15 protein-coding genes and 3 pseudogenes are annotated in these 24083 nt (G+C 35.0%); 9 read left to right on the top strand and 9 right to left on the bottom strand.

Going from position 1 to position 24083, the window contains the following annotated elements; all coding sequences use genetic code 11:
- The first annotated feature begins 293 nt into the window (after positions 1–293).
- Entirely contained in the window at positions 294–1412 is a 1119-nt protein-coding gene (locus GFS03_RS04340) for a hypothetical protein (protein ID WP_153422672.1), read from the top strand.
- Positions 1413–1445: 33 nt separating this feature from the next.
- Here the strand turns inward: GFS03_RS04340 and GFS03_RS13520 are convergent.
- The 3 genes and pseudogenes from GFS03_RS13520 to GFS03_RS04320 all read right to left on the bottom strand — a co-directional run.
- Positions 1446–2060 (bottom strand): annotated as a pseudogene (locus GFS03_RS13520) (IS1 family transposase); the annotation flags it as partial.
- 224 nt (positions 2061–2284) lie between these two features.
- Positions 2285–2824, bottom strand: coding sequence for a hypothetical protein (locus GFS03_RS04325; protein ID WP_181443776.1), 540 nt, complete (start codon positions 2822–2824; stop codon positions 2285–2287).
- The gene (locus GFS03_RS04320; protein WP_153422669.1) at positions 2776–3072 is read right to left on the bottom strand and encodes a hypothetical protein; all 297 of its coding nucleotides are present in this window, start codon (positions 3070–3072) and stop codon (positions 2776–2778) included. Before GFS03_RS04320 ends, GFS03_RS04325 begins: the two co-directional genes overlap by 49 nt.
- A gap of 1150 nt (positions 3073–4222) precedes the next feature.
- Here GFS03_RS04320 and GFS03_RS04315 point away from each other — a divergent pair.
- From GFS03_RS04315 to GFS03_RS04305, 3 genes are read left to right on the top strand one after another with little or no spacing between them, the layout of a single operon-like run.
- Positions 4223–5437 carry a glycosyltransferase family 2 protein gene (locus GFS03_RS04315; RefSeq protein ID WP_238699196.1) on the top strand — a complete coding sequence of 405 codons (1215 nt, stop codon included), beginning with the start codon at positions 4223–4225 and terminating at the stop codon, positions 5435–5437.
- Positions 5410–5892 carry a hypothetical protein gene (locus GFS03_RS04310; protein WP_153422667.1) on the top strand — a complete coding sequence of 161 codons (483 nt, stop codon included), beginning with the start codon at positions 5410–5412 and terminating at the stop codon, positions 5890–5892. The genes GFS03_RS04315 and GFS03_RS04310 overlap by 28 nt, the downstream gene beginning before the upstream one ends.
- 9 nt (positions 5893–5901) lie before the next feature.
- Entirely contained in the window at positions 5902–7647 is a 1746-nt protein-coding gene (locus GFS03_RS04305; RefSeq protein ID WP_153422666.1) for a hypothetical protein, read from the top strand.
- Between the two features lie 228 nt (positions 7648–7875).
- Here the strand turns inward: GFS03_RS04305 and GFS03_RS04300 are convergent, their stop codons facing one another.
- Positions 7876–8619, bottom strand: coding sequence for a ParA family protein (locus GFS03_RS04300; RefSeq protein WP_153422665.1), 744 nt, complete (start codon positions 8617–8619; stop codon positions 7876–7878).
- Between the two features lie 654 nt (positions 8620–9273).
- Between GFS03_RS04300 and GFS03_RS04295 the strand changes: the two genes are divergently transcribed.
- Positions 9274–9849, top strand: a complete 576-nt coding sequence (locus tag GFS03_RS04295; RefSeq protein WP_153422664.1) for an XdhC family protein — start codon at positions 9274–9276, stop codon at positions 9847–9849.
- Positions 9850–10118: 269 nt separating this feature from the next.
- Entirely contained in the window at positions 10119–11450 is a 1332-nt protein-coding gene (locus GFS03_RS04290) for an APC family permease (RefSeq protein ID WP_153422663.1), read from the top strand.
- Here the strand turns inward: GFS03_RS04290 and GFS03_RS04285 are convergent.
- Positions 11440–12414, bottom strand: a complete 975-nt coding sequence (locus GFS03_RS04285; protein WP_153422662.1) for a glycosyltransferase — start codon at positions 12412–12414, stop codon at positions 11440–11442. The two genes, GFS03_RS04290 and GFS03_RS04285, sit on opposite strands and share 11 nt — an antisense overlap.
- A 540-nt stretch (positions 12415–12954) precedes the next feature.
- On the opposite strand from GFS03_RS04285, the pseudogene tnpA reads away from it, so the two are divergent.
- Positions 12955–13345: pseudogene (gene tnpA / locus GFS03_RS04280) on the top strand (IS200/IS605 family transposase).
- Positions 13320–14525 carry an RNA-guided endonuclease InsQ/TnpB family protein gene (locus tag GFS03_RS04275; RefSeq protein ID WP_153422661.1) on the top strand — a complete coding sequence of 402 codons (1206 nt, stop codon included), beginning with the start codon at positions 13320–13322 and terminating at the stop codon, positions 14523–14525. Before tnpA ends, GFS03_RS04275 begins: the two are co-directional and overlap by 26 nt.
- A gap of 61 nt (positions 14526–14586) precedes the next feature.
- Here the strand turns inward: GFS03_RS04275 and GFS03_RS04270 are convergent, their stop codons facing one another.
- Positions 14587–15105, bottom strand: a complete 519-nt coding sequence (locus GFS03_RS04270; RefSeq protein ID WP_153422660.1) for a hypothetical protein — start codon at positions 15103–15105, stop codon at positions 14587–14589.
- 743 nt (positions 15106–15848) lie between these two features.
- Here GFS03_RS04270 and GFS03_RS04265 point away from each other — a divergent pair.
- Positions 15849–17776, top strand: a pseudogene (locus tag GFS03_RS04265) (APC family permease).
- Between the two features lie 269 nt (positions 17777–18045).
- Here the strand turns inward: GFS03_RS04265 and aceA are convergent.
- The 3 genes from aceA to GFS03_RS04250 all read right to left on the bottom strand — a co-directional run bounded on the left by aceA (position 18046) and on the right by GFS03_RS04250 (position 24065).
- On the bottom strand, positions 18046–19359 hold the full coding sequence (gene aceA, locus GFS03_RS04260; protein ID WP_153422659.1) for an isocitrate lyase: 1314 nt from the start codon (positions 19357–19359) through the stop codon (positions 18046–18048).
- Between the two features lie 442 nt (positions 19360–19801).
- Positions 19802–22282, bottom strand: a complete 2481-nt coding sequence (locus GFS03_RS04255; protein WP_153422658.1) for a malate synthase — start codon at positions 22280–22282, stop codon at positions 19802–19804.
- Between the two features lie 508 nt (positions 22283–22790).
- Positions 22791–24065: a hypothetical protein gene (locus GFS03_RS04250; protein ID WP_153422657.1), complete on the bottom strand. Its 1275-nt coding sequence runs from the start codon at positions 24063–24065 to the stop codon at positions 22791–22793.
- Positions 24066–24083: the final 18 nt, after the last annotated feature.

Below are 24083 nucleotides of genomic sequence, written 5' to 3'. Positions count from 1 at the left end.
GAATTGCAGCTGACCAGACTAATCTAAACTGAAAAAGAAAATTGAATAGTAATGTGGATAAGCTAGAGATTGAAAGTAATATAAAATTATACAAAGATATTGCGGTTCCATATACAATTATCAAATTTTATCCTTAAATGAATTTATGTAATTAAGAAAGTATGAAATATTTTTCTATCAATTTCATTTATAGTTACGATTCATCCTTGGGAGCCAATTAAATACTTACTGTAAAGTCTCTGTGATAACACTTTTAACTTTTAGACTAAATAAATATGAATAGGGTTGGGCAAGTGAGTGAAGATATCATAAATGAAATCTTAAATAATCCAACGTTACTTGATAAAATAACTTCAGTAATTTCCGAAAGAATTAAGAATGATATTATTTTGCAGAGACTTACTAAGCTAGAAGAAAGCGTTGTCACTTTAGCCAAGGTAGTACAAGAAAATAACCAGCAAATAGCGTCAGTTTGGAAAAAATTGGGGGACATCGAAAATGAAATAGGTAAAATATATAGACTTCTAGAAGAACACTCGAAAAGAATAGAGGAGTTGGCCAAAAGGGTGGAGGAGCACTCAAAAATTCTAGAAGAACACTCGAAAAGAATAGAAGAACTAACTAAAAGAGTTGAGGAGCATTCGAGAATTCTAGAAGAACACTCGAAAAGAATAGAAGAACTAACCAGAAGGGTGGAGGAATTAGCGAAGAGAATTGAGGAGCACTCAAAAATTCTAGAAGAACACTCGAAAAGAATAGAGGAGTTGGCCAAAAGGGTGGAGGAGCACTCAAAAATTCTAGAAGAACACTCGAAAAGAATAGAAGAACTAACTAAAAGAGTTGAGGAGCATTCGAGAATTCTAGAAGAACACTCGAAAAGAATAGAAGAACTAACCAGAAGGGTGGAGGAATTAGCGAAGAGAATTGAGGAGCACTCAAAAATTCTAGAAGAACATTCTAAAAGAATAGAAGAACTAACCAAAGCCTTCCTAAAGTTGAAAGTTAGTTTCGAATCCTTTACTTCTAGGGCTGGTATTCACGTTCAGAGGACTCTTATGGAGCTTTACAAAGAGGCTTTAAAATTACATGGTGTTGATCCTTCTAGTGTTAAGCATGGTTATATTGTAGATGAGGTTGGTGTTATCGAAAAGGGAAGGAAGTTTGAGGTCGATTTTTATGAAACTAATGATGAAATTCGTTTGTTTGAGGTAAAGAATTTGGGCGATACAGATGGAATAGAGCAATTGATCGTAAGGAAAAAAATTTTAGAATCAAAAGGAACTAAGAAACAAATAAAGATGTACCTAGTCTGCAATTCTATACCTAAAAAGGTGTTATTGAAAGCCAAAAAGGAGGGGATTATAGTTATTGCTGGTGACGTTTTGGGTGAAAGAAAGAGGCTAAATTATTAGGAAAGAACGTCAGTGTGAGGATTTCATTTTTTAGTGATCAGTATAGTTTACTCCACTCCTAGGTAACTGAGGAAACGGAAGGTCTTGTAATCCCTATACCCAGACTCAAAGAACGGTATTCCATCTGGCAAACCTCCTCCTCTTCCCATGCCTAAATAAGTCCGGAACTCTTCAAACACTTTAGACTTAGCCATTAAACTCTTGAGTTGACTCCTCAGAATCAACAACTCAAAAGCCCTTAACCCAACTCTCTTTACTATGCTATATATTGTAGTTAACGCTATATTCTCAACTCTTGATATTCCCCTCATCCTGTTCAAGCACTCCTTTAAGATTCTCTCCCTTTGTTCCTTATTCATTCCGTGCTTCAGCGTGTTGTAAAACGTCCTTCTACACACTTTACACTTGTATTTTTCTTTCCCTCTGGATGAACGGTTCTATTGGAGTTGCATGATGAGTGTGTTGGCTTTTCTCCTCCTTATCTTTACTTTCCTCAAGTAGTGTTGATGGTGGGATTCCTATTTTCTTGATCTGAACTCCCAAGGAGTATGCTAACGCTAGTGCAATATCCTTTAGCTCGTACTTTCTTTTAAGATTTAAAAAATAGAAAGTATTAGTTGTGCGAGGGCAGTTTAGTAATACACCTATATAAGTTGCGAGTTTTTTGTGAGGGTGAGCGATATGGACCTCGCAACTCTCGTACATAAAGCTTCTTAGACTATTTTGTACATTCTAGTTTCGTGGTTACCTCTAGATTAAGATGAGCAATTATAAAAATTTCTAGTCTGATATAATTTTACAGCTAAATATCGAATAAGATGACTGCATGAGAACACTTCCCTAAGGCTAGATCTCGAGGTGAGGCTTTTTCTTCATATTAATTCCATGCATAGCGGCTTTACATTATGTTTATCGCATCTGTGTAAGAAGTAATCAACGTTAAAATCCCTTCTAGCAATTGAATAGGAGATAACATCCTTAGCCTTTATTAAATCCTTCACACCTCTTTCTAAGGAGGATATTACGTAAAGGACAGCTAAATCCTCTGAGGAAATTACATAAATTTCGCCAATACCTTTTATCCTCAGATTTCTTCTCCTAGATATCATCTCCTGATCAATGATAACACCCTTAGGTTTTACCAAATCAATTCTCATCCCTTTAATAACAATCCTATATTGCCAATGACCTACTTCGGCTGGGAAAATTTCATAATTCTGAGATCTCACGTAATCAATAAGTTCAGCTAAAACCTCAACCTTATCTAAATCTACCAAAAAGTCCACATCAAGAGTAGTCTCAGGTGGAGCGTAAAAGTTCCTAGCCATTCTCCCTATTAAAGCGTAGTCAGGGTAAAACTTCTTCACGACTTTAACTCCTTTTCTGATTGCTTCTTTGATTCTCCACTCCATAGCATCTCACCAAAAACTAAGGACATGAGAACATAATCGAATTTGGTAAGGTTATATTCTTTATCTACGTAAAAATTTAGATAATCCTCTAACTCCTCCTTCGTTACCTTCAACTTCTTAGCGAACTCAATTATCGTCTTATACTTCTCTAAATTGTCAACACTACATAAGTAAAACCTTCTAGGCTTCTTCAATTGCTTATCCCACATGGTAACATAAACGTATTTTCCCTTAATCTGAAGTCTCACAATATATACTATGGATTCATAGTATAAAAGGGTATGTAATGATTATTGACACTACAATAAGATTCTTTTCAACCTAAATACTCATTGTTATGCCCAAATTATCTTAAAACTAAATCTGAACTATTGATGAGTGTTTCTCCCTTATTATAAACTAGATAATACTCAGTGATGGGGCTACCTAGATGAGCGTTTTTGTCATCTCCTTTTTCCCTTGAACATTTTGTATTAAAAGTAATTTATATCTATTCATTGAACTTTATTTTGTTTTGGTAAAAAGCATATAAGATTGTTATTGTCACAAGTGGTAGTGTGATTTTCTTTTTAATTTTATTCATCAAATATCAGCATTGCTCTACGTGACCTTAACTTCTAATGTTTAATATTTTATGGTGTTATTAAAAATATTCTTGCAAATCGATTATAAGTCCACAGATAAAGTCAGGGTGATTAGCTAAATGTCTTCAGCAGTTGATTTCAATCTCCTTTAAAAAAATAAACAGATAGTTTCGCTTGCATAATATGCATCGACTCTTATTCATGATTCTTACTCAGGAAATTTACTTTATTTATTTTATATAAAACATTTGCAAGCTCCAATAACTTTAGTAATTTGGCAAAACCTCCTCATATTCGCTTTTTCACGATTCTTACATTATCTTTTGTAAACAATACTATCAATAATAGTAGTTTCTTGAAAATGACGTATAATACATAACGTTTAATTTTTTCAGTGTGAAATCTAAGGTGTATTTGTACTATCCACGCTTGAAGTACTCACGATTACTTAAATCTCTTCGAATAGAATCTATGTTATTATTAAGGTTTAAGGGATTTGAAGTAAATTTACGTAAAGTACTTCAATAATATAGCTTTCCTAACGATCTATTTCCTCTAATAAAGATAGACTCATTACGGTAAATAAATGAAAATCTTATATGCTATTAAGGATATTGTATAGTTAACTTTACTAATTGAGAATGAATGCTATTTATTTAAATATTATTATCTTTCTACGTTATAAGGTATACATAATTTATACTTATTATATATATAATTCGTATGAAAAAAACATAAGGATTTATAAGCTTTAAGTGTTGACAATATTAGAGATTTAGAGAATATGTTATACGAATTAGAAAATGTGCTGTATATGCTGGAATACGGAGTCTTCATATATTTCCCAGTGAACTTTGCAATATTCTTCTTGTTTCGACAATTCTTATTACGCAATTATGCTAAAAGCTACAAACCTTATACCAATGGTTTAACCAGAGATAAGGTGAAGGTAAGTGTAATAATTCCGGAGTACGGTGAGAATCTTGAGATTTTCGAGAAATGCATTAAATCGGTTTTCAGAAATAATCCAGACGAAATAATAGTAATCCATGACGATAAGAGGAAGGAAATAGCGGATATTTCAAAAAAATACGGTGCTAAGGTAATAAGCCTTAATAAAAGGGTTGGTAAACGTGGGGCATTAATCATAGGTTGGTTAAACGCTAGTGGAGATATAATAGTGCAGTTAGATAGTGACACGATCATGGAGGATAATACTATCAATGAAATCATTAAACCTTTTGCAGACCCTAAGGTGGCAGGAGTACAAGGAAGACCAATATTATTCAGAACTGATGGCAGAATCCCCTATTTATTCGGACAAATAATAGAATATAGTAGGGATATAGTTGTTAGAGCGTTAAATGGCACGTTAAATGTAATTGATGGAAAGATTGCTGCTTACAGAAGAAGCTATTTGCTGGAGACGATAAAGGACTTTAATCATGAGACTTACGGAAAGAGTAGACTAATTGTAGCAGACGATAAAGCATTGACTTATTTCGCAAATATGAATGGCTATAAGACAGTTTATCAAGCTACGGCAGTAGCCAAATCAGCAGCTCAGCCTACGTTTTTGAAATTCCTCAACCAACAGTTGAGATGGGCTAGGAGCGGTTATCTTTATTTAATAAAAGAAATTAGGAGCGGCTTATTCCTCAAAATGCCTGGTAAATACAGATTTCATATGCTAACATATCTATTAGCTCCATTCTCATTCGCTCTAGCATTAATAGATACGCTTTTCGTTCCGGCAAATCCCACCGCGTGGTCTTGGAGTCATCTAGCTTATTTTGGATTTAATATACCTATAATATTATATTCACTCCTTATCTTCATTTTTGGTCTTTACTTAAGTATGAAAATATCTTTTGGGATCTTAAACCTTAAACTCCCAGATAAAATGTCTTTTGTTGACATTATTACGCTAGGTATTCTCGGTTTATTCGTAATATTCCCCATGTTTATATATGCAGCAATTACCCATTACGGTATTTCCGAATGGAGGGGAAGTACTTATTTGGCTTAGGTGGAAAAATGGATAAAATTTTAGCTTCAAAAAATGAGTTAATAGAAGACGATTTAATTAATGATTATTTAATGGAAACGGTCATAAAGTTAGATCAGAAAGTGATTAGCGCGAGGAAAAATGTTGAAATCAATGGAATTAAAATTTCGTTCTATTTGGATCTAGAGAAGGAATTAAGATTGATCTTTATATACGAAGAATCAACATTAATATACCTTAATGTCCATAAAGAGAATATTAAAGAGATAAAGGAACTGAAAAGAAAAGATGTGAAAATCGTTCTTCTAGTTAGTGATATCTCAAAGCTTGATCTCAATAGAGTATTAAATCTATGTGATGATAAGACTATTCCTAATGTTTCTATCACTAAAGGTGAAGTGAAATCTGTGTCAGTTTGTAAAGAATTAGAAATACATGCGTATCAAGGATGGATATTAAAGGATTTTGAGGAGTAGTGGGGTAAAATGTATAAATCAATAGTCTTAATCCTTCTAGTGCTCTTCCCACTAGTATTATCTGGAGTGATAAATTCATCATCCACAACACCAGCTTTTTCATACTTGATTACAGCTAATTGGAAGACAATCCCCACCTTGGATAATCTTACAACGATAAATGTAAACTTAATTACGTTCTTAAACTCTACTAGGATAAACGCTTATGCTCTAATTGTAAAGATACTTTTACCTCAAGGAATTCTGAACACTACCGAAGGAAATTACATAGAAGACATTTTACCCTTATCCTCTCAAGTACAACAATATAACTTGCAATTTAACGTTACTATAGTTAATTCAAGTTTACCTAATGAATTAAATTTCCCAGTAATGTTTTCATTGATCACTGAAAGCGGAGATAATGCATTTTATAATACTTCATTTACTTTGCCCTATTATGGTACGTATGGCTTTAGTATTAGCCTACTAAATTCAAGCTTAATACAAGGTTTACAAGATGTTATCTTTCGAATTACTACACAATCTCCGATCTACAACGCCTATATCTCGTCCCCATATTTCATGAAAAACATCACTTTATCTTATGTTAACGGGAGTAAGGACATATCAGTGGAATTATTTGTTCCATTTCAAGATATTCCGATTTATCATGTGAATATTCCATTAACTATACGATTTTTAACGCCTTATAACCTCTATTATGTTAAGCAATTCGTTTTACAAACGAACGTAAATACTTCAATCCCAACTCTATACGCAAATGTTCAAAGTCCTACTAATGTCGTTTATCCTGGTTATAATAACCTTGATGTCTCAATAGCAAATAAAGAGAACCTTCCAATAACTAACCTCACCATAATTACCAACTATAATAATTTTATGAAAAAATTAGTTATTCCATACTTATCTCCAAATAGTACAACAAATTTCACGTTATCGATCTACGCTAATTCAAATGTTTCACTCAAGCTTTATGCTTTCTTCGATACGCCATTAGGTTTTCAGAACGTAAGTTTAGGTAGCTATTATTTCCCTCTAGTATATCCAATAAGTGTAATGTGGAATAACGGTTACATTAACATATCTAATCGTGGAAATGTGTCTCTAAATAACATAACTGTTCAATTTGGAAAAGAAATAATAGATATAGTCAAATTATCTCCCGAAGAAAATATATTGTATCCTACAACCATAAAACCTAACCTCGTTTACATTACCTTTTATGCTGATAATAGAGAGTTTTCGTATTCACAGAAAGTGTACGAAGTCCCATTCGTTAGGCTGAATGTATCATATCAATTCATCAATGTGACTAGATCAACAACTGGAACATACACAGCAACGTTAATACTATACATACAAAACACTGGAAACCAATACGCTAACAATATATACATCCTAATAAAACCCAATGGTACTGGGATAACACCACCATTCTACGTAATCTCCCAAATACTACCAAACGAAACCATAGCAATGCCTTTTACTATACATGTTACGAAGAATGCCATATTTCAAATATCAATGTTCTATTACTATAATAACCAGACGTACGTCAAAAACATCACAATACCAGTAAATTACGTCAAATTGACGCCAGGAGAAACTATAATGAATTACATAGTAAATTACGTAGGAAAATATACGTTATACCAGATCTACGGAATACCTGCTATCGTAATAGCGTTCATACTAATTGTTATATTAATATCTATTATCCCTCCAATGAAGAAAGGTATGACTAAAGAGTGAAGCATTTCCTCTTTTTTTAAAAAAGATACATATAAGCAATTTTTTCTTATTATCCCATTAACGTTTTCTAATGAAGAATAATTACAGCATTACTAAATGATTTTTATCTAATTTTTATGTATTAGATGTGCAAATTTCCAAATAAATAACTTGTCATCTAGACTATTAAATCTTCAAGAAATGAACCTTTTTGTGAAAAATACTTGTAAAGGGTTACAAAAATCTCTATTACGCTTGAGATAAAATTTTCTCTATTAACTTTCCCACTTTTTGCATTTCTCCAAATTCTCCTAATTTGTTATATTGTACCAGCTCCTCATTAAAGGGAATAGTAATTATATCACACTTTACGACTTCACTAATTTCTCTGACTAATTGGTCAATTTCTTTCTGAATATCGCCTATTTGAGGTACCATGTTGATTACGAAAGCTAAGGGTTTAGTTTTGAGTCTATTTATTGTATCTAGAAAATATTCTACAGCATCTGTAATATCATTCTTGACAGGGTCAGTTATCCCTACTCCACCTATGAGATAGTCAGAAAAATTTTTCTTGAACATTTCATATTCATCATACACTAAGGGATCATTAGTTCTGAAAATCCTACCATAATCTATTATGATGACATCGTAACCTTTAGATACTACATCAACGTAAGCTCTTTCTGCCCTTTCACCCATTTCTTTAACCTTATTGTGTAACTCTCTCTCATTTACTGGATCACTATATAACTTGAATAGCGTTAAGTTATCATTAACCTTATACTCATATTGTTCCTTGCCTAATCCCTCTATTATCGCTTTATGAAAACCAAGACCATTAAATCCTAAAATTAAAGATCCCATGGAAAGAAGATCTTTGTCAATATATAACACCTTATATCTCTTGGAAAGATATAATGCAGAATTTAATGCTATCGTTGTCTTCCCTACACCACCTTTTAAACCTATAAAACCTACCCTAATCTTCATTAAAGAGAAGTGGCAAAATGAGAAAATAAACTTTACTCATATTAAGACTTTCCTCTCATTGAACTCGTTCCTCTCAGGATTTTCTAGTTTTTCGACTTTCTTCTCATCATGAATGGTAAAGGGTCTTCAGTAATAAAAGTTTCGGTCGAATTTTGAGCGTAGTATCAACCAGCATTAACATGTGGATTCATTTAAAACATGGTGACCAGGGGAGAGTTACTTGGGTTCATAAGTCTCATTATACCAAATACACTATCCTATTCAGCTCTGACCCTAAATTTAACTTTATGGGGGTTAAGGGGACAAAAGTCCCCTTCCGTGACGGTAGACCCAAAATTATTTTATAAATAATAATACTACTTGTCTAATATTGAATCTATAGAAGAAACAGAATTAACTACAGCATAAGCAGACAATAAATTAAAAAAAGATTTAAGGTGAGGGAAACCGGTAAGGCGGGTAATTTAGCGTGAAGTATAGAGATACAAGTTAAAAAAGGTTATTGTAAAATTCTAAAACTATATCTAATAACTTTTATTAGCTGAGAATCTTTAATATTTAATCCCGTTGCTAAAAGTTCCTAATCATTTTACCTGAAACTACCTTTTGAGGTTTTAATGAATACATATAAGTCTTTAGTTAGTATGTTAATTTATGAAGATCGTCATATTTGCGTCAAGTAGAGAAGCGGATATGGAAGAACCAGTATTTTGCGATAGAGATACTGTCAAGGTTGATGCTAGTAAATGTACCGGAAAGGGAATTAATGTTGCACCATTTATAGCAAGGTATCTAAAAGATATGGGTTTTCACGTTTTAGTAGTTGATCCCTTTGCTGAGGAGAGTTATTATGAGGCTGACGAGGTGATTAAGGGTACTACTTTCCAAATTCCAGATGACGTTGTAAGGGACAATTACGTAATAGTGGCAACTAGGCACGTTTATGATACTTGGGCTATTATGAAGTCAATTTACGGGGGAGCCAAGGAGATAGCTGTAATAATGAGCTTAAAAAGGGCTGAGGTAATATTGAAGAGGCTTATCCAAGCTGGAATTGACAAAGAAAAATTAAAGAAATTGAGAATACCAGCTGGGTTAGATATTGGCGCTAAAAGTGAGAAAGAGATTGCATTGTCAATTGTTGCTGAAGTTCTAGCTGTGACAAGAGGAGGTATGGGATTACCTCTTAGAGAAGTTAAGGGGTTTGAAAAGCTTTTAGAGAAGTTGTGAAGTGCCAAAAAAGGGAAAATTTATAGTAATAAAAGGTTGTCTATAATTCTAGACATCAGAAAATGGCTATTTCTTACATAAATACTAGAAGAAAAATTATTTATAAGCCTTTTTGTAGTAGAAAGATCCCATCTGAGTTCTAGTCACTTATGATAAAGTTCCTCATGCTCGTATACCCCTAAACCTCATAGGAAAACCTAGGATGGGATCAGTTCCTCTTTGAGTTAGCACGAAAACGTTTATTTGAATGTATCACTATCTTTTAGTGTATGAAGGAAGAGATAAGCAAGAAAGAGGAGGAATTGAAGGGAAGTAAAAAACTAACATTTAAGGACGTATTCTTCATCTCCTTTGGTGGACAAGCACCCTTTATCTCCTTACTAACCTTCGGTACTGTTATGATAGGAAAAGTAGGAACACAAGCACCGTTTGCAATGTTGATTGCGACTCTTGTAGTTCTATTTAACGGCTTAGTTATTTACTCTTTATCTGGGAGATTTAAAAGAGGTGGGGGATATTATACATATGCATTTTACTCCTTAACCTCTAGGTTAGGGTTAAATACTGGTTGGAACTATTTACTTTACGGATTGGCTTATGGTGGAACCCTACTCACAGGTGGTGCTTACGTACTTTATACCATTATCTCAACTTACATACCATCTGCAATATTGCCTTCCATATTTTATGACCAGTGGTTTTACGCATTAATAATAGGAATAATTTCAACATCAATAGTACTCGCTGGAGTACAAGTATCAGCTAAATACGCCATTGGAGCTTCAATAGCTGAAATCTTAATAATTTCCTTACTTTCCATATTGTTTCTTTACGATTCTAGATGGAATTTTTACAATCCGATACCGAGTTCAATAACACCTACCTTAATATCAGCTGTAGTATTCGGATTAGGAATACCAACAGGTTACGGCTCAATTGCTCCCTTAGGTGGAGAAGCTAATCCTAAAACCATAGGTAAGGCAGCAATTTCAGTTCTATTATTCGGTGGCGTCTTAGCGACGTTTTTCTTTTACTCCTTAGCAGCTATGAAATTTACTGGAAACCTGATAGATTACTTACTGTTTAGATTTGGCCTAATAGGTACATTAATAATAGCGTTAATTGCCTTAAGTGATGGGACATTAGGAGGGATGACTTACATATTAGCTGATTCAAGAACACTGAAGACAATGGCTGAAGATAAGATAATGCCTAGTGCTCTCTCTAAGGTGAAATACTCTGAACTCATTGTAGGATTAGTCTTTATAACTGCTTTGACTGCGATGACCTATGTCTTTGGACTATATAATACTTTTACAATACTTGGAGCGTTAGCTGGTTTAAACAACCTATTTGTCCACATTTCAGCAAATTCATCATTAGTTAGGATTGCGTCAAAGAGAGCTTTAAAGCACATTCATGAAATATTCATTGGGATCTTTGCATCAATAGTCAGCATTTCAGTCTTTCTTTACTCTTTGCCAACGTTTAACAAGTACATTGTGTATCTATTCTTCGGTTGGATAATTTTAGGCTTCATTTACGCTGAGGCATTGGAGATAAGTAGACAGTCAAGCGAGGAAGAGGGTTCTAAAGGTTGAATTTACTACACTCCAGCTTATCCTTTAAAGAAGATGCGAGTTTAATGATGTCAAATCCCTCCAAAGTCTTTACATATCGTAGTCCACTATCATTGCATATTAGCTTTATTACTCTCCCTACTTTCCTTGGCAATTTCTCGTCAATAATCTTGTCCAAATTATACGCATGAAAGAAACCCCAATATCCGCCAAAGATGAAGTACTTATTACTAACTCCTATCTCCTTAAGATCAATCATCTTATCAAGAGCTGACAATATTGTGCCGACTCCGTTATTATATTCCTTATAATTCCTATAAATCCCCATAGGTTTGGCGAGTATATAGGAAGTGGAATTTACAAAAATTTTATATAAAATTGAGTGTTGGGAGTACACAATGTTTATATCACTCCAATTGTATCCCAAACCCCTTATAACGTCCAATTTATTTTTAAATCTCCTGACGTAATATTTTAAACCTTTAGCATATCTCCTTTCTCTTACTAACTCATTACGTAACTCAGCGTGAATTAGTGCAGGTAAAAAATAATCGAAACCAACCCTAGAAACTGTCTCCCAATCCTCAGCTCTATTTAGATCCCTCCAACCACCTTTCTCCAATATGGTCTCTCTCTTAACAACAAACCCATTAATTAAATTCACCAGTGTCTTCTTATCACCGGGAGCCCATTCTAGGATCTTATGAAAACTCTCATTGTACTTCATATCTAAATCAAAATAAGTGGTAATACTGTTATCAGGACAATGCTTTAACGAATAATCTCTACCCTTACCCCTAGTTGATTTTAACCTATATAATGTTAAATTATAATCCTTTCTCAGCTCTTGTAATTTCTCCCATGTACCATCCGTGGAAAAATTATCAGTAATCACTATAGTCGCATCACTTCTCCAAACACTCTTTACACTCTCCTCCAATGTTGAAGCATTGTTGAAAACAGTTGCATAAATGCAATAATTCACACTCTACATGTTTCATGATGTTATAATAAGATTTTCCGTCGTCGAAAGAGTGCCCAGAATGTAAATCATTCAATAAAGATTATAAGGGAGAAATATAATATTCTATAAAAAAGGGATTAAATACAGTTATATCTTTCAATGCTGCGGAAGATTAATTTTATATTGTAATAGAAAATAATCTACTACGAAGAAAAAAGGAATTTCATATAGTAGTTTCCTGAAAATGTCGTATAGTATATAACGTTCAATTTTTAGAATGTAAGATTTAAGAGTATCTATGCTTATACACGCTTAGTGTATTTACGATTGATTATTTAAATCTTCTTGAAGAGAATCTATGTCAGTATTTAAGATTCAAGGGAGAGGTAAATTTACGTAAACTACTATTAATTAATACTATCAACGATAATAATAATATATTTGCTTAATAACTAATGACTGACTTTAACTTTATGGGGGTTAAGGGGGCGAAAGTCCCCTTCCGGATGGATAGCCCCCTTATAGAAAGATTTTTATAGTTTTTGAAAAATACATGTAACTATGCGGAAAAGATTGGACAGAAATGCACATTCAGTTTACGTGCTTTACTACCACTATGTCCAAGTAGTCAAGTACCGCAGGAAAGTGTTCGACAATGAGGAGATCATAAATTTCTTGAAAGAAACAATTCTTGAAATAAGCAAAACATTCGAAGTAGAAGTTATAGACATTAGCGTTGATAAAGATCACTTCCACATGTTATTCAAGGCTAAGCCAACCCTTGACATACCAAGGTACATAAACGCTATAAAGACAATAACCTCAAGGGAGATACAGAGAAAATTTCCACAAGTTATGGAAGGGGCATCTATGGTCCCCATCCTACTTTTTAGCAACTAGCGGACAAGTTACGTTAGAGGAGAACTATGTGGAGAGCCAAGGGAAAAAGTAACGTAGTACACCTATCCTTCAAGTACAAGATTTACCCGTCTAAAGAAGTAGAAGAAAAACTCCTCAGAGTAATGCAAGTTGAAGCAAAAGTTTACAACACGTTGTTAGACGTTATTACGAAAGCGAGAAGAGAGGGAAAGAATGTAACCCCAAGTGACACCCAAGCAATGATCAAGGACTTGAAAGTGGAGGGAAAGGAACTGGTATACTCAAAGGCCCTCCAAATGGTAAACAATGTATTGTGGTATAATATTAGAGCACTTCACGAACTCAAGAAGAAAGGAAAGAAAGTCGGTAAGCTCAGATATAAGAAGATCCTCAAGTTCATAAACTACAACCAATCTGGCTTCAAGGTTGAGGGAGATAAGCTAATTCTCTCAAAGATAGGTTCCGTAAAGGTGCTCTTTCACAGACCTTTAGAAGGGAGAGTGAAGGGAGTGCTTATAGTGAAAAATGCTACAGGCTGGTATGCTGTATTTCAAACCGAAGTTGAAAAGAAACCATTACCAAGTAACGGTAGGAGAGTAGGTGTTGACGTTGGTGTTGAGAAACTAGTTACAACATCAGATGGTATTGTTATAGAAAATCCAAAAGTGTTCGACAAGATCGAGAAGAAAATACGTCTTATCCAACGAATATTATCTAGGAAAAAGAAAGGTTCTAAAAACTATGAAAAGACTAGGGTTAAGCTCGCAAAACTTCACGAACACGCCAAGAACGTTATGAACGATTACATACACAAGATAACCACATGGCTAGTGGAACAATATGACGAGATTTACGTTGAAGATCTGGAAACCAAACAAATGGTAGAGAGACCAAAAAGCAAGACCCTTAGGAAGCATATTCTTCACTCAAACTTCTCCCTCTTCCTTCATCACCTCTCCTACAAGGCTGAAAGAGCTGGTAGGAGGGTGGTGAAGGTAGACCCAAGGAACACGTCAAGGATGTGCGCGAGATGTGGTTATGTGAGAAACGACCTTACTCTTGCTGACAGAACATTTGTTTGTCCAAGCTGTGGTTGGGTGGCAGATCGTGATTATAATGCTTCTCTAAATATTCTTTGTGCGGGGTCGGGACTGCCCTTAGTGCCTGTGGACGGGAAACCTCTACTATACATTCCCTTCTCAGAGGGAGTGTATAGCAAGTTTCCCGGAAGAAGCAGGAAATCCTCATCGTGAGGTGGGGATGCTCCGTCCGCAAGGGCGGAGTAGTTCACTCTAGATGGTATAGAATTTTTATCTAAGTATCTTTAAGGTTACTGTCGAGTTTTACTTTAATCCCTTCAACTTTTATTCCTTTATTTTTCATCGTTTTTAAATATGCTGCGTATTCCTCTCCTAGGTCTTCCCTGATCTTATCTAATGTTGTTTCCCCTCCTACAGTTATTAAGTACTTTATTAACTCCGTTTCAATTTTTTCTGGAGTTAAATTCTTTTTTTCCTCTATCTTCTCAATCTCATCCTCATCCTCATCTTTTATAACCTCCTTCCTTCTCTTATACTCTTCATATGAGAGTTCATCTAGTTTAGCGTAAATCCTGACATGTCTCCTATAAGCCTCTATTATCCTATAAGCAATATCTAAAGCCTCCTGATCAGATAATCTAATTATCTTATCACTCTTATCATCCCCAACCCTTATGAAAAACCCACCATCAATCACATTTCCATCCTTTATAACTGGAGGAGACTCTCCAACCCTAATCCAAACAGTACTACCATCATCCTTTTTATGAACCTTTCTAACTATAATCGGCATTTTTCTTCATGTATATAATTCAGACTTACCGCTTAAAAATGCTTTTCGATTGTAATTAGATATTACTACCATCCTTAGTAAACGTTAATAGAGGGATTTCCAATAATAAATAATAAGGCTGAATCGAAACTTTGAGTTACAGGTAGATATTACATTTACTCTTACATCAGTATGGGGATTTCATTTTTAGCTAAAATTACGCAGTAAATAAAATATAACCAGGCTAAATTAGAAAAAGTATTATTTTTCTTCTACTTTAGTACAATATAATATATTTTAATGGGGCTAATGTCAGTTCACTACTATCCTAGTTTTTTTAGTTTATATCAAGATGAAAGAAATTCCGATACTGAAGCCCAGATGTTGAGGATTTACATTATGAGATCCTACTGAGATCCAATTTAGATTCTACTACTCTCTTAATGGTTAACGCTTTTTTATGGGATTAATGTAGTAGAATTGTGATAACGTCAATCCTGAGTTTGACTTCGATTTAAGCAAATTACGTTCATATTTAAATTAATGATGATATTATAAATAATAATATTTTGTCATTTTCTTCGCAAATTATTTTTTAAGAGCCTCTATGAAAGCGTAAATTTATTCATTCAACCAAATGCATCGAATTTACAAACGTTTAAATGAATAACGGATCTTATTTGAATCTTAATATTCATAGAGTTGGCTAAAATGTTTAAAATTTATAAACTAACGGTCTTATATTTACTTATGGCTAATAAAGAATTAAAGGTGCAAAAGATTTAGGTATTGAATCAGATAAGCAATTAAAAAAGCCTTAGGAAAGTTTGAGTTACTTTTTTTATCTCTAGGAGGAATCATTGGTTCTGGATGGTTGTTCGCTGCCTTAGGTACTGCAGCATATGCTGGAGGTGCTGCAATTTTAAGCTGGATAATTGCTGGTATATTAGTACTTTTTATTGGATTAACATACGCTGAGATAGGTTCTGCAATACCAAAAAGCGGCGGAATTACAAGATATCCCCATTACACCTACGGAGGATTAGTAGGATATCTCATGACGTGGGCTTATTTCCTTTCAGCCGTTTCAGTACCCGCAATTGAGACAGAAGCTGTAGTAACTTATATTGCTGCTTATATACCATCATTGACAACTATAGGTTACTTTAACGGTGCACCAATTACAATTCTAACTCCAGAAGGAATTGGATTGGCCATTCTTCTCTTAATAATTTTCTTCTTCCTCAACTATTATGGTGTAAACGTTTTAGGAAAAGTCACTCATGGAGCCGGATGGTGGAAATTATTAATACCAACATTGACTGTAGTATTAGTTCTAGCGTTTGACTCTCATCCAGCTAACTTCACATTAAATGGTTTCTTTCCTTCAGCACAATATGTAGCTGGAGGTCCAAGTGGAATATTTGGATTAGATGCAGTACTATTCGCTATACCAACTACTGGTGTAATATTCGCGTATTTAGGATTTAGGCAAGCAGTTGAATACGGTGGGGAAGGAAGAAACCCTAGTAAGGATATTCCATTTGCAGTTATTGGAGCTCTTCTCATTGCAGTAGTATTGTATACACTCCTCCAGGTTGGTTTCATCTCTGGCATCAACTGGAGTGCATTATACTTAAATGAATCTGGAAAGCTAGTTCCAGTAGTTCCCTGAAATTGGTCAGCTTTAAAAACCGCAATAACTTCCTCTGGAGTTGCAATATCTTCTGCTCCTTACCTAATATTATTCAAAACAGCACCAGTTTTAGGACCAATAGCTGCTTTATTTGCAGCGTGGGGAATAATTCTAACAATCGATGCCATAATTTCTCCATCTGGTACTGGTTGGATTTACACTGGTACGTCTGCAAGAACTATATACGCTTTCGCGTCTAACGGTTACTTACCAGAAATATTCTTAAGAATTGGGAAGACAAAAATACCTGTATTATCACTGATAGCAGCTCTAATAATTAACGCAATATTTCTACTACCATTCCCATCTTGGTATGCCTTAGTAGGTTTTATCTCCTCAGCTACGGTACTAACGTATATTATGGGTTGTATTGGTCTGGCAGTCTTAAGAAAACATGCATAAGAGTTAAATAGACCTTACAGATTGCCTGCCGCTTCAATCATTGCCCCTATCGCCACATTAGCAGCTGGATTAATAGTTTACTGGTCGAGTTTTGGTACGCTTTTCTACGTATTTACTGGTATATTCCTAGGATTACCAATATTCTTCTTGTTCTATGCAGTAAAGGAGCTTGGAGTTAAAAGAGGACCAGCAATTGGATTAGGTATAGCTGACTTAGTAATAACCTTAGTCTTAGCTATAGAATTCTTCTATCAGACTAGTGGATTAAGCACAGCAAATAATACGTTCTTCGCAATTTACTATATCATAACCGCAGCACTATTGATAGGAAATATGGTGTTCTTGCTTATGTCCGTAAAACCAGATGTTAAGAAGGAAATTAACGCTGGCTGGTGGGTAATATACTTAATCTTAGCTATGTATATAATATCTCACTTCGGTGGTTTTGGACTATATACTGTAATTCCCTTCCCGTATGATACTTTAGTGGCTATTGTTGTTATCTTAATAGGTTACTTCTGGGCTATAAGAAGCGGGTTTAGAACACTTGCTATTGAAGAGATAATTGAATCAACTAGAGAAAAGTCCGTTTAGATAATGAGTCAAAAAGACGTTAAATAAGTTATTATTATTTTTTCCAAAAAGTCTTCTCTTCTTATATATACCTTGTACTTTACATTTTAAATCGCATAAAGAAGATTTGTCGTGAGGTCTGAAGATTCATTCAAGACTTCTGAGAAGTATATATGGAACTCCTCAGAGTATAAGGATCAGGCCACGATGAAGATCCGTAAAGTGGTATATGGATTGAGAGAGGAGTGAATGATAAGAAGTTATTAAAAAAGAAGAACTCTTTACCTATCCTATTTCAATATTTTTTGCTTTACCTCTACGAATTGTTCAGCTTCCGTAGAACCTTCCATTGCAGTAGTAGACGCTTCTCCACCAGACGCTATAGTCAACACAAGGTCGAAGTAATCTGTTCCAACTTCTTTCTGATGACTTACTGCTGTATAACCCTCTGCTTGTGCTTGAAATTCTAATTCTTGTAACCTTACATACGCTGACATTCCCTCGTTCTTGTAAGCTTTAGCTAACTTGAAAGTATAATAGTTAATTAGGTGCCATCCTGCTAGTGTAATGAACTGGAACTTATAGCCCATTTCTCCTAGCATATCCATGAACTTACTAATTTTCGAGTCATCCATAAATTTCTTCCAGTTAAATGAAGGGGAAAGATTATAGGCTAACATCTTACCGGGATAATGTGCGTGAATAGCCTCTGCAAATTGTCTCGCTTCCTCTAAATCTGGCTTAGAAGTCTCAAACCATAACAAATCAGCATAGGGTGCATAAGCTAGTCCTCTAGCTATAGCGTATTCAATACCTCCTTTAATCTCATAATATCCCTCTTTCGCTCTTCTTCCAGTCATGAACTGCCTATCAATGTCATCTACATCGTTAGATAGGTATTTAGCATTTAACGCATCTGTTCTCGCTATTAGTATAATCGGCACTCCCAATACATCAGAAGCTAATCTCGCTGCATTTAGTATTCGTATAAATGCGCTTACTGGAATCAGAACTTTCCCTCCTAAATGTCCACATTTTTTCTCCGCAGCCAATTGATCTTCAAAATGCACACCTCCAACTCCCGCCTCTATCAAGGCTTTTGTTAATTCGAAAGCGTGAATTGGGCCACCAAAACCCGCTTCAGCATCTGCAACAATAGGCAATAAGTAATCGATATCGTGCCTACCTTCACTCCAGGCTATTTGATCAGCCCTTAAAAGTGCGTTATTTATCCTCCTTACTAGGTTTGGAACACTGTTAGACGGGTATAGACTCAAATCTGGATAAGTTTGATTTGCTAAGTTATTATCTGCTGCTACTTGCCACCCACTTACGTAGATGGCTTTAATTCCAGCCTTAGCCATTTCAACTGCCTGTGATCCCGTTAAAGCTCCGAATGTTCCCACATAGGGTTCGGTATTCAGTAAGTTCCAAAGTTTTTGGGAAGCTAACTTAGCCAAGGTGTATTCGATTTGAACAGATCCTCTCAATTTAACTACATCTGTTGCACTATAATTTCTCTTTATCCCATTCCATCTGGGATTTTCAGACCACTCGTATTCGAGCCTTTTAGCTTCCTCCTTCCATTTATCTTGAATGTTCATTTTTCCATTCCTAATCTATATACACAACTTTTAATATATAAACTTAAACGAAATTTGTATATATTATTCTTCCTTTGATATAGATACTTTTAGTCAACCTGTTGATGTGTATAAAAAAGTATTCATATTTTAAGGAATTTATTATTAACGTTGACGTGAAGAATCAATTGAAAAAATTCTTTTCATGGTACTCTAAAGTTGAAAGTAATTTCTGTTGACTTATAAAGCAATAGTAAGAACCTTTTTATGCTAAATTGAGAGAGTAAACACTTTTTAGTAAGTTTGAAACTAGAACTTTACTCCTCTTCACTAATAAATTTTTCCAACTTAAACCTAGGGAAGAATCAAAGTTTTTAGTTAAAATGAGTCAAGTTAAAAAAGGGTACTACGTCACCTTGAAATCTTTTTAAAACATTTATTGGAAGACAGGAAGTTAAATTGGTTAAAAATAATTGTCGTATATATAATCATATAACTCCAGTATCCACTTATCTAGCTCCCCTCTCCTCACCTTATCTTCAACCATTGCTCTAAACGAGAATATACTATCCATTACCTTTGCTCTCCTCTCTGGATCTAATGGAGAAAGTACGAAGAGAATCTTCCCGCTATTCATTATGTACTTGGGATATAACATCTGTCTCATCAATATTTCCATAATTACTGGTGCCATAGCTCTGTCAAATCTCGGAGCTAAGTTAATGAGCTCCTCTTCAATTTCAGAAGCGTTAGCGTTAAGAATCTTCGCTATCTTTTGAGCAGCTTCCTTAACTGACATCTCTCTAAATGGTCCCGAACTATAGGCTTTTGATATCACTTTATAAACTTCCTCCACCGTGGAGATATTATTCGTCTTTCCAAAAGTTTCAGCTATTCTCCTAGCCGCTCTCATATCTTGCTCCTTGTAAAATTCATACGTCCAATCTAAGTGTAACTCCCATATTTTCTCAAATACATCCTTTACCTTAGTTCCCTTAGTAACCTTCATGACATCCTCAGCTGGAATTACACCATCTTTGGTCAGCTTTGGTCCCTTAATGTATCCATCCTTCGTGAAGCTAGCATCCCTATTTATTATACTCCACAGCCAAGAGGTGAATATTCTATATGTGGCTAGATCGTTCATAAACCTTTGCTTCAATTCGTAATCATCGATCGCAGCAGCCAAGTTACCATTCAATAATTGGAAACCATAATTAGCTGCCATGTAGAATGCGTGTTGAACGTGTTCCGGTGTAATATCTCCCTCTGGAATGTCATACAATGCATGCCATAGATCCTTTCCACCCCACAACTCCTTATTAAACAATAGCTTTTCTGGAGTGTCAATCATATCCTTACTTATAACCCAAGGCGTTATCTTTCCTCTTTCATCAATTAGACCAAGTTTCTGGAATAACGCCCTCTCCTCTGGAGTTAGACCACTATCCACAGTGGGCAATTTGGTTCCTTCTACTTCAATATAGTTAACTGGAGCATCGATCATCTTCTGCAATTCCTCTAATCCCGCCCTCAATGGTTTAGTCCCTGCCTCTACGTAAGCTTCTTCCTTAGTCGCTACCCAACTTTGTCTAAACATGTCATAAAGTTTACCCTTTACTTTTCCGCTTATTATATCCTCTAAAGTGACTTTACCTTCGACTTTTTTATCCGTTATGAAGATAAGCCCTATTAACCTTTCCCTTAACTTATCTAACTTTATCCCCCTCAATGCCTTCAAGTTGTACCTATTTCTTCCAAATGGATCAGTCTGAGGATATAGCATTACAGCAGCCATACCACCGACTGGAGCGGAATCAGCTTCACCATCCTTTGCTCCAGCTAATAACATAATAAGTGCGTTATATTTTTGATATGCCATCATGTTAGGGGAAGTCATGGTGATGTTTTGAGGATCAGGAAGTACTTTCTCTTGTAGCCACATCTCAATTAAACTTCCTAAATAGTCCCATCTACCATTATTTGATTTGATTAACCTCTCTCTGAATATCCACAGTATTACCGGGAAATATCTTCCCGCATTAACCTCCTCGTAAAGAAGAGCTATCTTAAGAGTACCTATCTTCAATCCTAACTTCGACTCAATTCTTCTGAGGATCTTCTCTATTACCAATGCCTCATCTGGAGTCTGTGTTTTAGGTAGATAGAAATAAACTCCAGAACCCGCACTCTTTAGGCTATTGTAGTTATTTAGGGTATATATAACGGCTGAAACAATTATAGCTGGTACTGGTTTACCGTTCAACGTTATGTCGAAATCCAATAGGTGTAATCCAGGGAGTCTGTGAAAAATTGTTGGCCACTTATCCCTAGGCTTGCTTATGGTATATGTTTTCCCCTTTTCGTAATAGGGGTTTGGAGCTTTTCCGGAGAGGAAGAGTTTTACGTTCTTTCTTCCCTCCCACACATCAGCAGTTGTTTTACCAGAACCATATGGAATGTACCATGCGGGTGAGGCGTCTTCCTCATCTTCCATAACACACGCTACATCTGAATTTATTTGATTATATGCCCTACTTAGAGGGTACCAAGGACCAGTAATTTCCAATCCTGGATTATTAAGAGGATGTGCATCTTTCGGTATAGGTACGTTATCATTTAACCTCCACCTCAATTCTGACTTCACACCAAGGAAATTATCTATCATCCCTTGGATGATTTCCCTAAAAGTTCTCCTATTTCCATCTGCATCTACGAAAACTTGGTCGAAGGATGGAAAAGCACCCTTTGAGGTCACAGAGTCCTTTGACTCTAGCCATTGTCTCCTTTTATTTATAACTCTCCTTATCTCATCCGAGAACTCAACTGCAAGCTCCTCAATCAGTTTTTCAACACTTACAATCCTATCATTTATGGTCTTTTCTCCAAATAGATCACCATATTTTTGATATATCTCTTCAGGGATCCTTAAGCCAGAAGACATGTGATCCCCAAACTTTAAATGTTAGAGTATATTATTAAATTTTTCTAAAAAACTTTCAATTGACTATATGAAGTACTTTGTTATATATACATTTGCATGAAATTTAAAGCTAAAAAGAGTATCTTAGAGTTTGGTGAACCTTCCTAAAGAATAGAGACCATATTGGCTCTCACAGATAATACCTTACGTAAATTTACCTCAAATCCATTAAATACTAACGTAGATTCTCTCCAAAGAGATTTAAATAATCGTAAATACACCAAGCGTTTATAGTATAAACACGCCTTAGATTTCACATTGGAAAAATTAAACGTACATACTATACGTAATTTTCAAGAAACTACACAGAATTGAAATTAGTACCATTTCCTTCGCTCAATAGTACATATAAAAACAAAATAAATTCATGATTAACTTTGAAAACTTTTAGCTAACACGCTTTGAAAAAAGTTACCATAAGAGTAACCCTCAATATACTACACTCTTACTAGGCTAAATAAACTATCCTTCAAGATATAGCACCTCTTAGTATTTCTAACACTTTTGCATAATTATATTTAGGTTCCAAAGTTTCGACATTAACCTTGTTTTCTTCCTCTACACTCGTAATTTTAACTATATTCCTTCCATCCAACTCTAGAAATAAATCCCTTCTGATAGATTCCTTAAAACTGGAATAGACACTATAGAAGCTCATGCAGTGTAAAAACTCCCCCATATCGAACTTTTGTCGATCAACCTTAGTTTTAAGCACAATTGTTTTAATCTCCGATGAAACGGATATACCTAAAGCCTGATCTCTCGTCACAACGTAAACGGTATTAGCAATTGCACCTTTCAATCTCTGAACCTCTTTCTTAAATTCAACATCTCCGTAGCTTGCATCCTTAATCCTATTCTCCAATCCGCTAATGGCTGAGAGATGACCATCCTTGAAAGTTAGATAGCCCAATCTAAATTTCACTAAATTAGGATCTTTTTGAGTACTCGTTAACTTATACTTCAACTCCCTATAGACTGAGGGTGCAGGTAATAGCCTAAATCCCTTATCTTTATCGTAAAACAATCTCTTGATCCTATTTCCTAATTGTATATAAACGTTAGTGTCAGCAACGAAATATACGTCATCCTTTTTTATAATTTCACGTATCTTCTCCTCTTCCTTAAAGGCTTTCATACCGCTTCTCGTCTTACACAGCTCTGTAAACTCATCTTCCCTTTCCTCCATATAATCATTCCCAAGTTTCACCTTAACTTCTCCGTGAAGGCTTAGAATATTATATAAAGCTGTTAACGATTCAATATCGAGTTCCGAATACTTTTCGTTTACTACCGTAGTAAGAGGTAAGGCTGTAAATTTAACCTCATCCCCGCTCCTCATATTAAATATTTTTATTTCATTAAAGGGAACATAACCAAATATTCTATAACCCTCTCCCTCGTTTTTTAAATAAACATATCTTACTTCCTTAGCCTTAGAGTAGTTGGCAGCAGTCAATGCCATGTACTTTCTTCCTGGCGTTATATCTAAAACGTCAAAATCGTATTCTGAGATTTTATCCTTCCACGTCTTCACTCCTTCACCTATAACGATGTCATTTACCTCAGCGTTAATTCCCATGTAGCTAAGCGCTTTTCTTAAACTATCCCTTATGTCCTTATAAGGAGAGGATTCCCTTAAAATTGTGATCTGTGAAGGCTTTATATCTGTCAATAGTTCAGCCATTATTGCGTTAATTGTCGTAACTGACTTATCTGAGCCAAGTGTGGCAAGTTTTTCCATAAAATATACTCAATGAAA

This window comes from Sulfolobus sp. E5-1-F, from assembly GCF_009601705.1.
Classification (GTDB): Archaea; Thermoproteota; Thermoprotei_A; order Sulfolobales; family Sulfolobaceae; genus Saccharolobus.
The sequence above is the reverse complement of the archived record's forward strand: the minus strand, read 5'-3'. Positions and strand labels throughout refer to the sequence as shown.